This window comes from Flexithrix dorotheae DSM 6795, assembly GCF_000379765.1.
GTDB lineage: Bacteria > Bacteroidota > Bacteroidia > Cytophagales > Flammeovirgaceae > Flexithrix > Flexithrix dorotheae.
Genome location: NZ_KB903445.1, coordinates 115017 through 128094, shown reverse-complemented (window position 1 = coordinate 128094; position 13078 = coordinate 115017). Strand labels below are relative to the sequence as shown.

12 protein-coding genes are annotated in these 13078 nt (G+C 34.5%); all 12 read left to right on the top strand.

The genetic code is table 11. From position 1 onward, the window contains the following. The first annotated feature begins 168 nt into the window (after nt 1-168). Nucleotides 169-618 (top strand): hypothetical protein, encoded by a 450-nt coding sequence (locus A3EM_RS0119100; protein WP_157637971.1) that lies wholly within the window; start codon nt 169-171, stop codon nt 616-618. 35 nt (nt 619-653) lie between these two features. Continuing rightward, nucleotides 654-944, top strand: a complete 291-nt coding sequence (locus A3EM_RS0119095) for a hypothetical protein (protein WP_020529848.1) — start codon at nt 654-656, stop codon at nt 942-944. Between the two features lie 145 nt (nt 945-1089). Further along, complete coding sequence (locus A3EM_RS0119085; protein WP_026210404.1) at nt 1090-1581, top strand: glucosaminidase domain-containing protein; 492 nt, start codon at nt 1090-1092, stop codon at nt 1579-1581. 320 nt (nt 1582-1901) lie between these two features. Beyond that, on the top strand, nt 1902-2300 hold the full coding sequence (locus tag A3EM_RS0119075; protein WP_020529844.1) for a hypothetical protein: 399 nt from the start codon (nt 1902-1904) through the stop codon (nt 2298-2300). Continuing rightward, nucleotides 2272-2556, top strand: coding sequence for a BRcat domain-containing protein (locus A3EM_RS0119070; RefSeq protein WP_020529843.1), 285 nt, complete (start codon nt 2272-2274; stop codon nt 2554-2556). Before A3EM_RS0119075 ends, A3EM_RS0119070 begins: the two co-directional genes overlap by 29 nt. 75 nt (nt 2557-2631) lie before the next feature. Next, entirely contained in the window at nt 2632-3204 is a 573-nt protein-coding gene (locus A3EM_RS0119065) for a hypothetical protein (RefSeq protein WP_020529842.1), read from the top strand. Between the two features lie 516 nt (nt 3205-3720). Next, nucleotides 3721-4356, top strand: a complete 636-nt coding sequence (locus A3EM_RS0119060; protein ID WP_020529841.1) for an RNA polymerase sigma-70 factor — start codon at nt 3721-3723, stop codon at nt 4354-4356. Between the two features lie 46 nt (nt 4357-4402). After that, a complete protein-coding gene (locus A3EM_RS0119055; protein WP_020529840.1) occupies nt 4403-5488 on the top strand; it encodes a FecR family protein in 1086 nt (361 codons plus the stop codon). A 158-nt stretch (nt 5489-5646) separates the two neighbouring features. Beyond that, nucleotides 5647-9039, top strand: coding sequence for a SusC/RagA family TonB-linked outer membrane protein (locus A3EM_RS0119050; RefSeq protein ID WP_245576524.1), 3393 nt, complete (start codon nt 5647-5649; stop codon nt 9037-9039). A gap of 39 nt (nt 9040-9078) precedes the next feature. Continuing rightward, a complete protein-coding gene (locus A3EM_RS0119045) occupies nt 9079-10527 on the top strand; it encodes a RagB/SusD family nutrient uptake outer membrane protein (protein ID WP_026210403.1) in 1449 nt (482 codons plus the stop codon). 33 nt (nt 10528-10560) lie between these two features. Next, nucleotides 10561-10977: a hypothetical protein gene (locus tag A3EM_RS0119040; protein ID WP_157637970.1), complete on the top strand. Its 417-nt coding sequence runs from the start codon at nt 10561-10563 to the stop codon at nt 10975-10977. Nucleotides 10978-11043: 66 nt separating this feature from the next. Then, nucleotides 11044-12990: a PA14 domain-containing protein gene (locus A3EM_RS46000; protein WP_020529836.1), complete on the top strand. Its 1947-nt coding sequence runs from the start codon at nt 11044-11046 to the stop codon at nt 12988-12990. Nucleotides 12991-13078: the final 88 nt, after the last annotated feature.

The window sequence follows — 13078 nt, the reverse complement described above, 5'->3', positions numbered from 1 at the left end:
TATTGCAAATGTTTGAATTCGGAAAGATGGAAGAGGAACTAAAAGCATTTTTTGCTAAGTTCCCGTTGGCGGTTGTCGTGGTTTATGCTGCTATTAAGTATGTTTATCCTGCTGTTTTAAAATGGTTTGGTGACAAGGAAGTAAAAGAACTACCTAAAAAATAGTATCATGCACTTACGACTTATAATAGGTGGTTTGGTTCGGGTGCTCCCTTTCTTGGGGGCAGCCCTTACATTGCCATTTAAGAATAAAAAGGTAAAAAAATACCTTCCGCATATTCTTACTGGGGTAGCTGGTTTTTATGTGTTGAAGTATTTCACAGATAATCAAAAGTCTCTAGCTGATATCAGCGAAGAAAGCAACGATTCCAAAAGGGCAACAATGGTTGCCGAATTACTTACTGAATACCTGGGTACAAATAAAAATTTCTCTTGGTATCAAGTTTCAACTTGGACGGAAGATGAGGAAAGCGCTGTACAACTCATTTTAGATAATTTACATATTATCACTCTAGTAGAATCCGAGTACAACGCGATAAGCAAATCAGGCTCTTTAAGGGATGATCTTTCTAGGTATTTAGATGAAGATCAAAAAAAGGAATTGTTTGGTAAGATTTAATTACATCATTTCAAAGGTGTCAACCACATAAATAAATGAAAGTTTTAAGAACTGAAAAAGACTTGGGCGAACACGTTGCGCTCAATGGCAATTATTTGTTACATTTTGTAACTTCTGGGGCTGTGAAGGTCTATTTTTCTGATAAACATCGGAATAGTATTGAATTGCACTCTTATAGTGCTGCTACTGATAAAACAGTGCAAATACAAGCACATGGCTACATACATTTTGATACTCCCTCAAATGTGACTAAACTCGTTTTGATGTATTTGGGAGATCGTGAAAAAACATTCGATTTAGATTCAATTAACAATGAACTTTCTTAAAAAAGTTAGCAAGGTTTCAAGTGACTTGGTTACTGTTATTGTGCTTCTGGGAAACCTGAAGCCACTTTTACAAATTTTAATTTCTATGCTCGAAGCTGAACAAAAAAGGCGTGAAAATGAGCAAAAAGTTTAAAATCACTCTGTTATGAATATTTTAATTTATCTCTTAATTTTTATAGTAAAATTACTATTCCCGAAATACTGGAATTTGCCTGTAAAGGTTGTTTACGCTCAGGCTGCATTGGAAACCGGATGGTTTACCAGTGGCGTTTTTAAAGAAAATAATAACCTGTTTGGCATGCGCCATCCCTCCCAAAGAAAAACCACATCAAAAGGTGTTGGACGTGGCGAAGATCAACACGGCCAAGCAATTTATGGTTCATGGTGGGCATCTATTTACGATTACTTTTTAAGGCAGGAATATTTTAAAGTGGATTATCAAAATATTGACCAGTATATTAGAAAAACTAAAAGTTCTGGTTATGCCACATCAAACTCTTATACGTCCTCATGGCGTGGTTTAATTAATCAGGTTCCCGGTTATTATTCCTTTTTACCTTGGATTCCTGCAACGATTCTGCTTTATATCCTCATAGCCGATAAGAAGAAATTAAGATTAAAAAATGTATTTAGGTAGAGAGGGTGTCTTACGTGTGAAATTTTCCAAAAAGGGTAAAGGATACTGGCGAGGCTTCAGGGTTTCCAGAAGTAGGACTAATTTTTCAATTACAGAATACTTTAGACGGTTGCCTGAGTTTCGCTTTGCCATCCTTTATGAGTTTGACCGGAAAACTCGCAAAAAAGGTCGCCAATTGGGCTACTTTGATAAACAAAAAGGTTCTGGATTCTTCTATTAATTTCATTATAGTTAAATTAAATATAAAGGCTGCACATATATTTTGTAGTCTTTTTTTTGTTTCTTTAAATAAAAGTTGTGTAACTTTATAAAAAAAAGAGATGAAAGTATTAAAGGTATATTTAAAGGAAAACTTTAAGAATCAGAATGGATTACAATTGATAGATAATCAAATTGTAATAATTGAACAAAAAAATAGTGATTTAGAAATTACTATTGAAAATGAGAAAAGTGTAAATCATTTTGTAATAATTAAATTTAAATATCAGAGACAAAGTTGGGAAAGTGAGGAAAAATGGATGGAGAATGAGGAGAAGTTTTCTGCCTTATTATGCAGTGAATTGTTAAGAATTCAAGATCACTCAGGTAGGTTTTATGAAAAAAATATTGTTGATTCTATTGATTTAAATAATGTAGGTGAGGAAAATGAATGGATTTATCTGCGTACATATCCAATAAAAAATAATAGGAATGAAGAAAAAAGAGAGGATAGTAATTAATATTATAAATCCAAGTGATGAAATTTTAAATAAAATAGAAGGTATGAAAAAGCTTTCAGGTTTTTGGGGTAGTTCTACAGGAAATGGAAGTATAGGAGAGATTACTGAATATATATTAATTGATTATTTAGAGGATGAGAAAAATATAAGAAGATGTCAAAAATGTAAAGAAATGATTGCCTTAAAGTCCAAAATTTATAGTAATTCAAGAATAAAATGTAATACATGTGGTTTCGAAAATCCAGAAATAAAGTAAGAATTACGTTTAGATAGGATTTTGCAAAAATCCTCTATGTACTTGATTATAGTTTAACTTCGTCGATTAGAAATTATGAAAATATTAGACCTTTTAAACCCACAAAAAAACGGTTCGGAATATATCCCCCCTTTGGGGCAATCATACAATTTCGAATCAATACAGGCGGACAATGGAACGTTTCAGACGATTAGAACGGCAAAACCCGTAAATCAGATTATCAATAGTTTGAACTCCCTGGGCACATGGGTTTTATTAGCGTTCCTTCTTACAATTCCATTGACCGTGCTTAATGCTTTATTGTTTCACGATTTAATGAAAAATGTTAACGGTTTGGGTGATTTTGGGTATTTGCTTGGTGCTTTTACCGCGTTGGTGTTGGAATCTATGGTTTTCATTTCTGCGGTGTCTGGGTGGCTCTTTAGCAGTTATGTTTTTACGGTTGTTTCTGTTTTTATGTGTTATTCTTCATTTGCTCGTAGAATTGCCGAAATAAACATGTTACCAGAGGCGGAACGCCTCCCCTATTTGATTCCTATTTATGTATTATCTATATTTATTCCTGTAGCAATTTCAATCCTTTCTCATAAGATCAATGCTAGAATGCAATTGGTCAGAAAGGCTAATGTAAAGGCTAGTTTTAAGTAGTTCAATTCGTCGATTAAGACCAATTAACGGACTACATAATCAAAGTTATGGTTTTTTTATAAATCACTCATTTACAGATGATTAAATTTTTATAATAACTGCAAGTCAAATCCTGATTAAGCTGTAATATAATGTTAATCAAAAGTATTTTAAAACCTCTACCATTTGGGTACAACTCAAACGTCCCTGGGATAAAAGCTCATTGAATCTTTTTGAAATTTTAAAACTCAACTAGTTAAACATTTAATAATTAATCATGAATTACTAATTAAGTATTTAGTTTCAAATTGAAATTTAAAGTTTTCAACGAATTTTAAATTCCTAAATATTTATCAAACAATAAAATTTAGTTTGGAATAAAAGTTTTGGGCAAAACTTTACATAAATAAAATATTAGTAGTACTATAGACTAATTTTTAATACCCTTATTTTTATCCTCAATTCCACATTTTTATCTTATTGGGAATATTTGTACCTTGACAAAGTATTAAAAAAATTTAATAATTCTGGTCAGTTTTGGATACAAAAGAAAATGCTTTTCTGAAGGTTTTAATCAATAAAATTTCTAATCATAATGATCAGAAAGCTTTTGAAATTTTATTCAAAACGTACTTTAAAAAGCTTGTTTATTTTTCAAAAAATTATGTTTCTGAAGAAGAGTCTGCTGAAGAAATCGTATCAGAAGTCTTTGTAAAGGTTTGGAAAAACAGAACTCAACTTAGTAAAATAAAAAATATTGAATCCTATTTGTTCGTAGCAACAAAAAATCAAGCTTTAAACACAATTAGTCAAAAGACTAAAAATCCGCATTATTCCATTAATGGATATTCATCTCACTCTTTCACTTCTGGTTCTAATCCATTAATGGAGGTAGAATACCGTGAATTACAAAATGTGCTCAGCAAGGAAGTGGAAAAATTACCTTTCCAATCAAAAATGGTTTTCAAACTAATCAGAGAGGATGGATTAAAATACAAACAGGTAGCAGAAATATTAAATATATCTGTGCGAACTGTAGAAACCCAATTAGTAAGAGCGATTAAAAAATTAGAAAAAGCTGTAGATCGTTATTTTGAAAATGATAAAGGTTTGAAAAAATCCACAATTACCCTCTCTCTTTTATTTTTTTTAATTTTTTTCATTCCCTTGTAAGTAATTTATCAATTCCTCCTGTCTATAGTTAAAAAAAGCATAGGAAATGGATAATGATCGGTTTGGTCTTTTATTGAGCAGGAAGCTAGTAAATAAAATTACTCCTGCAGAATTGGAAGAGCTGGAACAAATAATCGGAAACGATAAGTCAAAGGCACTGAAATATAAGGCAATAATGGACCTCCAAAATTCCGAGAAAGAACAAAACAGTCTGGATACTGACTTATGGTTTTATAAAACCATGGCTAAAATATCGAGAGAGGAAGAAAATATAAATGCTGCCGGAAAGGAAAACTTGCCAGCTGATGATAAAAAGGTGATTGGAATTCAAAAGGAAAATATTTCAGGTAAAACTAAGGCCAATACTTTTTTTCTCATGAAATATGCCGCCATGATAACCCTGGCTTTGGGTACTGCATGGTTATTTTATGTTTTCCAGGAAGGTGATATGCTTTCACACCAGAAAGAGATTTTGGAGGAAGAGGCTTTTATCACCAAATCAACTGAAAAAGGCCAGAAACTAACCCTGACTTTACCAGATAAATCAATTGTAAAACTTAATGCAAATAGTCAAGTAAGGTTTAGAAAAGATTTTATAAACAAAAGAGAAATTTTTTTACAGGGAGAAGCTTTTTTTGAAGTGAGTAAAAACCCTCTAAAACCTTTCACAGTAGATGCCGGAGGTATTCGGACTACAGCTTTAGGTACCTCTTTCAATATACGAAAATTCCCTAATGATAACAACGTGAAAATCATGCTGGCTACTGGAAAAGTAAAGGTGGAAAACTTAAATGATTCCACTCAAAAATTTTTCCTAAACCCAAGTGAACAACTTACTTACTTTACAAAAAGTGAAAAAGCAGAGAAAGGAAATTTTAAACAAGAATGGATATCATGGAAAGATGGAATCCTATTTTTTGAAAATGCGGATATTGAGGAAATAAAGCATCAAATAGAAGGGTGGTATGGTGTAAAGGTGAAAATATTGGGTGAAGTTGAATGCTCTGTTAGTGGGAGCTATACTCAAAAGAGCCTTGAGCATGTTTTGGAAGGCATAAAATATACTACCAATATTGATTATGAAATTAATCGAAATGAAATAACCTTTAAAACAAAACAACTGAAAAAATGAAAAATACAAGCTGAAACATTAGTTCCAGAATATTAAGGACTTCTGGAAAATATAAAAAAAACCAAAGATTACTTGACCAAAATTGTGTAGGAGCAATTGATAAGTAATCCCTGGTAAATTGTGTCCTTGATGATTGTCCACCAAAAACTTTTCAATTTATGAAGTTTAATTTACTCAGACAAATTTTCCTCATGTCAAAATACGGTATGTTAGGCATTTTTTTGCAATGCCTTTTTTGTACATTATTAATTGCCGAACAGGGTAATGCCCAAAAAAAAAGTATTGAAGATATTTATCTTTCTTTGAATTTAAAGCACACCAATCTAGAAGAAATCTTTAAAGAAATTGAAAATGAAACTGGATTTGGATTTGTATATGATACACATACCTTTAATAAAGGTCAGGAGGTTAGTTATATTGCTGATAACAATTATAAGTCTTTGTCTTTGGCCAATTTACTCCGACAAATTGCCAAAAATTCCGGCCTACGGTTCAAAAGAATAGATGAAAACATTCATGTCCGGAAAAGTTCATTTTTTTCACAAGCTATCTCCGAAGTAATTGAAAAAGAAGAAATTTATATGATGATTTCTGGTACTGTTACTTCAGCTGAAGATAATGAACCTTTGCCAGGGGTAAGTATTTTGATAAAAGGAACAAATTCAGGAACGGTAACAGATATTGATGGTAAATATAGAATTGATGCTCCCGAAGGATCCACCCTTCAATTTAGCTATATTGGTTTTGTGACTCAGGAAGTGGTCATTGAAAACCAAACTGAAATAAACATGACTTTGCAACCTGATGTTGCTCAACTTGATGAACTGGTGGTTGTGGGATACGGACAACAAGAAAAACGGGATGTAACAGGAGCAATATCTTCTGTTAAAGGAGAGGATTTTCAAAATTTACCAGTTTCTGGAGCTTCCGATGTTCTCCAGGGAAGAGCATCTGGAATCCAGGTGGTTCGAAATGGGGGGGCACCAGGATCTGAAAGTTCAATACGTATTCGGGGTACAGGCACCTTAAATAATGCTGATCCTCTGGTTATTATCGATGGTTTTCCAGGAGGAGATATTAATTCAGTTAATACCAATGATATTGCTTCAATCGAAGTCTTAAAGGATGCTTCATCTTCTGCTATTTATGGAACCAGAGCGGCAAATGGAGTAATCATTATAACTACCAAAAAAGGAAATTATGGAGAATCCATGAAATTCACTTTGAATTCATACATTGGAACATCCTCATCTATTAATACAATTGACGTGTTGGATGCCCCTACTCTGGCCCAATTAAAGCGCGAACGGTACACCAATGATGGAATTGACATTAATCCAATTTGGGAGGATCCTGAATACCAGACACAAAGAACAAATTGGCAGGAAGAACTTTTAGGTAACGGGCTGATAAAAAACATTGATGCTATGCTAAGGGGAGGTGGGGAAAAATCATCATATGGAATTTCTTTAGGCTATTATGATGAAGAAGGAATGATGAAAAACTCTTACTATCAACGATATACATTCAGAGTTAATTCTGATCACAAAGTAGGTAAAAGATTTAAAATTGGTCAGAATTTGCAACTTACTAGCAAAAAAGGAAATTTCCTAAATACTTCCTCTGCCCAAACCGGAGTGCTTTGGAGTGCGATCAGATTCCACCCAGGTCTACCAGTACAATACCCAGATGGTACTTATAGTTCTTCTCAAATAAGCAGTGAATTTGGAGATATAAATAACCCCATATTTACGGTTGATAATGAGGATAAACAAACTACAAGGCATAGGTTGTTAGGATCAATTTCAGGAGAATTGGAAATTCTGGAAGGATTATCATTAAAAGCAAATTTCGGTCTTGATGCTGAAATTTATGACAGGGATAATTTTGAAATTATAGTTAATAATCAAACCAGAACAAATTCAAGGAATCGTTTGCAAAGAGATTATTCGGAATACTATTCTATTCTAACAGAATATTTCCTGTCTTATAATAAAAAATTTGGTGATGACCATAACCTTAATTTTGTTGGAGGTTACACTGCTCAGACATTTAATACCGAATATTTTAGTGGAGAAAGACGAGATTTCCCAAATGAGTCATTTAACCAACGCTTTTTGGACGCAGGGGAAAGCATTACGGGAGCTGGAGGTGGAAAAAGTTACAATGCCCTGGAATCCTGGTTTGGTAGAGCCAATTATGCCTATAAAGACCGTTATTTGTTAACAGCGACCTTTCGTGCAGATGGTTCGTCAAAATTTGCTGAAGGCAATCGATGGGGGAATTTTCCTGCTTTTTCACTAGGATGGAGAATATCTGAAGAAAACTTTTGGAATGTCTCATTAATTGATGAGCTAAAACTTACTGGGGGTTGGGGCCAATTGGGAAATGAAAAAGTACCTGCATTACAATACTATAGTCTTATCTCCACAGGAAAAAGATATTCTTTTGGAGGAAATGAAGCAGTTGGTTCATCCTTAAGCAGAATTCCTAACCCGGATATTGCCTGGGAAACGGCAGAAATGACAAACTTTGGTTTGGAAGCCTCTTTATTCGAAGGAAAGGTTATAACCAATATTAATTATTTCATCAAGGATACCAAGAATATGTTACTTCCTGTTCCTTCCATTGGTTCACAGGGAAATACTGATGTTCCAGATAGAAATGCTGGTGAATTGCGGAATCAGGGCTTGGAGCTTGAGTTGGGATATAGGAACAGTTCTGGAGAATTTACCTACAACATTAATGGAAATGCCTCTTTTATTACCAATGAGGTTACCAAATTGAATGTTCCTTTTCTTGAATCCCAAAGGTATGGAAGACCTAATCAGGAAATTGCCAGAACTTATGTAGGTCATCCTATTGGTGTGTTTTATGGTTGGGTTGCCGATGGTTTATACCAAAACCAGGGAGAAATTGATAGTGATCCTTCCATTTCCAACGATAGTAGACGAGAGGATGGTTTGATCCAGCCTGGAGACACAAAATTTGTAGATTTAAACAATGATGGCATTATTGACGATAATGACAGGCAGATTATTGGTGATGCTTTCCCTGATATCACCTATGGTTTAAATGCTGCATTTGCTTTTAAGGGATTTGATTTGAATATGTTTTTCCTCGGAGAGGCTGGTAAGGATATTTATAACGGGGACCGCATGCAGGGCTTGGATCCTACCTACCCCTATAATATGTATGCCGAAACTGCTAACCGGTGGCGTGGAGAGGGTACCAGCAACTCCATTCCAAGGATGACTACTGCAAGAGATAATCTCAATCACCGAACTTCAACCTTATTCATTGAAAAAGGAGGTTTTTTCAGACTTAAAAATTTAACGCTGGGCTATACAATTCCGGGTGCTATTAGTGAGAAGGTAGGAGTTTCGAAAGCACGATTTTATGTAACCGGCCAAAATGTGTTCACCATTACAGATTATTCAGGGATTGACCCTGAACTCGGTTATATCGATGGTAACAAACAGCTTGGTGTGGACTATGCGCAATATCCACAGGCAAGAACCTGGTTATTCGGTGCTACTCTGGATTTTTAATGGAAAATGGTGAAAAAAATTAAAAGAAAAGCAAAAGATATGAAATCTATAAAAATAGTAAGTTTAATTACTTGCCTAATAATTACTTTTATTATCGGATGTAAGGATGATTTACTGGAATCAGTGCCTTATGGACAATCGACTTCTGCAGATTTTTGGAAAAATGAGAGTGATGTAGTTTCTGCTGTAAATGCCATCTATGAACCATTGAGGGAGGAAGACTATTATGGACATGCAGAACATACTTTCTCCATCCCTGAAGATGATCAGTGGAGAGCTGGAGATCACGGTGAGGACCAGGCCATTGAAGAATTAACTTTTGATCCTGATAATGCCCAATTAAGGTTTAGCTGGCGATATAAATATGAAATGATCTCAAGAGCCAATGCCGTTTTAATCAATGCTCCGGAAGTGGTAATGGATGATGACATAAAAAACAGAAGTCTTGGAGAAGCTTATTTTCTGAGAGGTTTTTCCTACTGGAGGTTGCATGTTATTTATGGAGCAACTCCTATTATTCTGGAAGAAGATGTTTTGGCTGGTGAATTTAATAAAGCCAAACCTACCATTGCAGAAATGCAGGCCCAAATTGAGAGTGATCTTATTCAGGCAGCTGACCTTTTACCTCAAAGTTATCAGGCAGATGCGGATAATCTGGGCAGGGTCAATAAAGGAAGTGCCTATGGTTTATTATGTAAATTGTATATGTATATGGAAAGGTTTGATGATGCAATTGAGGCAGGGAATATGGTAGTGAACGGGCCATATGAATTAGCTGAAAACTTTTCCGATAACTTTACTATTTCCACTGAAAATAATCCAGAAATGCTATTTTCTGTACAGGCTCTGGATGGTTGGGCAGGATCCACTCATAATATTTATACAACACCAAGACCATGGGGAGGCTGGGATTTTCAAGAGCCTACTCAAAATTTAATTAATGAATTTGAAGAGGATGATCCCAGATTGGATGCCAGTGTATTTTTACCAGGAGAAATGGTTGATCTTGGAGGAGATGCAGGCCTTACAGAATATACTACCGACTTATCTCAAACTGGATATCATTTCCAGAAATTTGCTTCATGGAGATCGTCTGGAGGCTTAGACGGAGGGCAAAATATACCTATTCTCCGATCGGCCGATATTTATTTATTAGTGGCAGAGGCAAAAATCCGGTTAGGGGGAAATGGAGATACAGAGTTTAATGCTGTAAGAACCAGAAGTGACCTTTCTCCTAAAACGAATGTTACAATGGAGGATATTATCCATGAGAGAAGGGTTGAACTTGCCGGAGAAAACCAAAGGCATTTTGACTTAATGCGATGGGATAAAGCCGGAATAGTTGATATTGTGGAAATATACGGAGAGGATCGAGGGCAATTTGATCCTCCTAGGTTTTTTGATAGAAATAAACATTATTACTTTGCCATTCCCCAAAGGGAAATTGATTTAAGTAATGGTGTCCTTCTTCAAAATGATGGGTATTAATTATACCCATCATTTTAGATTACTTAAAATAAAATGATGCGAATTTTAACCTTAACCCTTAAGTTTCTAATTTTAATCGCCTTTATCAAATGCAAGGAAGAAAATGTAATCAATCCTGCCCTCCTCATTGGAAATTGGCAGGTTGATTCCATTTATACTTACCAAAATGGATTTGATTTCATGCGCAGAGGTGGAACAAACTGGGGATCTTACCAATACCATAATTCCGGAAAAATCTCGGAACATAAAATGGAAAATAAAAGAGAATTTCTTTTTGAAGTAATTGCTCCGGATTCTTTAGTTTACAAATCTCCGGATCAAAAACCTCTGGCCACCTTTAAAATTATGAAGCTAAATGATAAAGTGTTGGTCTTAAAAAAGAACCTCCAACCTTTAATAAAAGGCCCCAATCAACAGAGTTATGAGGTGAGATTTTTTTCTAAAAATTAACCCATAAGGATTCCAGCATTTATTTAATCCAACCTAATTATTCGATAATTTAATTATTTTCTTTTAATGAAATACCATATTCTATTACTGTTTCTTCTCATTTGGAATGTTGGGTATAGCCAACAAAAAGACATTACCATATTTAAATCCGAAAAGTTTGAAAAAGCAGTTCCCTGGACTCACTTAAACTTTCACAATAATCCGGATAATTTCCAATTTGCAATTGTAAGTGACCGAACAGGGGGCCATCGGGAAGGAGTTTTTGGCAAAGCAGTGGAAAAACTCAATTTACTTCAACCTGAATTCGTAATTTGTGTTGGAGATCTTATTGAAGGATATACTAAGGATTCAGCAGTTGTTAATGAAGAGTGGGATGAATTTCACGAGATATTAAAACCGCTAGAGATGCCTTTTTTCTACCTTCCGGGAAATCACGATTTTTCTAATGCTATGATGAAAAATCAATGGTTAAAACGATATGGCAGAGATTATTACTATTTTATCTATAAAGATGTATTATTCATTACTCTCAACACTAATGATGGTGATGGCGTAATTTTCAGTCCGGAACAAATTGAATACACCAAAAAAGTGTTAGCGGAATTTAAGGAGGTTCGTCATACGTTCATTTTTATGCATCATCCTATCTGGAGTTATGGTGGAGTTAATAATTTTACTGAAATTGAAGAGGCACTTCAGGGAAGACAATTTACTGTTTTTGCTGGTCATACTCACCGGTATTTATATGAAAAAAGAAAAGGAAGAAATTATTATATACTTGCAAGCACAGGAGGAGGAAGCCGACTGCAGGGACCTAAATTTGGACAATTTGATCATTTCACCTGGGTGACCATGACAGAAAAAGAGCCCACTGTGGTCAATTTAAAGCTGGATGGTATTATCAATCACGATATTTCAAATGAAGAAACCAGCCAGATGGCCTGGGCATTGATGAAAAGTACAAAATTTGAAAATCAGGTTTTCCTAAATTCAGCTGATGGAGGGAAAAGCCGTAACTCTTTTTCCAATATTTTTTCAGGAGGTTTACTAAAACTTAGAGTTGAAAATACTGCGAATAAACCTTTAATCTTCAAAGGGCAATTTTTCCATAACCATCATGTAGCAGTGGATATTATAAAAATTGAGGAAGAAATACCACCAAATTCTACCAAGGAATATAATATCAATTTATCTGCCTTAAAGAAAATACCCTGTAATGACCTCGATCCTTTAGAATTAGATTGGACTATTGGGTATAAAACGGAAAAGCTGGATCATCCTTTTGAAATGGAAGGAATCCATAAAATTGAAATAAACCCTCAGCCTGAGGCTGTTACTTTTAAGGCTGATGATATATTTATGGAAAGACAGAAATTAGAAATAGTCCAGCCATTTCAGGGAATAAATATTCATTATACACTCGATGGAACCGAACCTACCAGGCAATCTTCGATATACCAAGGTCCTGTAACATTGGAAAAAACTACAAAAGTAAAAGTAAAATTATTCGCAGAAAATGGAGCTTATACTGAAGTAGTTGATAAAGACTTTCATAAAGCTACTCCAAAAAAGGCTGTCAAAAAGAAAAGTAAACCTGGTTTAAAATACTCTTATTATGAAGGGGAATTTACAGAGATTCCTGACTTTTCAGAACTTAAAGCGGTGAAATCTGGAGTAACGTACAGTTTAAATGTAGATTCCCTTTCCGGGAATCGGGAAAATCATTACGCGTTTCTATTTGAGGGATATGTGGATGTTCCTGAGGATGGAGTTTATACTTTTTACCTATATTCGGATGATGGAAGCAAACTTTCAATAGGGAATGATTTGGTTGTAGATAATGATGGCTCCCATAGTGCAAAACCAAAATCCGGTCAGATTGCACTGGCTAAAGGAAAGCATCCACTCAAACTCAGTTACTTTGAAGATTTTTTAGGCCAAACACTAAAAATAAGTTGGGAAGGTCCCTCATTAGAAAAAGAATATATTTCATTCGATAATTTTTCTCAATAATCGGAAATCTTTTTAACCATAATCAATCATTAATTTTGATTACCTCAAAAACCATTTTGAATTATCTGATTTCAGGCCTAATAGCACT

What these genes read in the sequence shown, in the direction of transcription:
- A3EM_RS0119100 (WP_157637971.1), top strand. Translation starts at nt 169, where the DNA reads ATGCACTTACGACTTATAATAGGTGGTTTGGTTCGGGTGCTCCCTTTC.
- A3EM_RS0119095 (WP_020529848.1), top strand. Translation starts at nt 654, where the DNA reads ATGAAAGTTTTAAGAACTGAAAAAGACTTGGGCGAACACGTTGCGCTC.
- A3EM_RS0119085 (WP_026210404.1), top strand. Translation starts at nt 1,090, where the DNA reads ATGAATATTTTAATTTATCTCTTAATTTTTATAGTAAAATTACTATTC.
- A3EM_RS0119075 (WP_020529844.1), top strand. Translation starts at nt 1,902, where the DNA reads ATGAAAGTATTAAAGGTATATTTAAAGGAAAACTTTAAGAATCAGAAT.
- A3EM_RS0119070 (WP_020529843.1), top strand. Translation starts at nt 2,272, where the DNA reads ATGAAGAAAAAAGAGAGGATAGTAATTAATATTATAAATCCAAGTGAT.
- A3EM_RS0119065 (WP_020529842.1), top strand. Translation starts at nt 2,632, where the DNA reads ATGAAAATATTAGACCTTTTAAACCCACAAAAAAACGGTTCGGAATAT.
- A3EM_RS0119055 (WP_020529840.1), top strand. Translation starts at nt 4,403, where the DNA reads ATGGATAATGATCGGTTTGGTCTTTTATTGAGCAGGAAGCTAGTAAAT.
- A3EM_RS0119050 (WP_245576524.1), top strand. Translation starts at nt 5,647, where the DNA reads ATGAAGTTTAATTTACTCAGACAAATTTTCCTCATGTCAAAATACGGT.
- A3EM_RS0119045 (WP_026210403.1), top strand. Translation starts at nt 9,079, where the DNA reads ATGAAATCTATAAAAATAGTAAGTTTAATTACTTGCCTAATAATTACT.
- A3EM_RS0119040 (WP_157637970.1), top strand. Translation starts at nt 10,561, where the DNA reads ATGATGCGAATTTTAACCTTAACCCTTAAGTTTCTAATTTTAATCGCC.
- A3EM_RS46000 (WP_020529836.1), top strand. Translation starts at nt 11,044, where the DNA reads ATGAAATACCATATTCTATTACTGTTTCTTCTCATTTGGAATGTTGGG.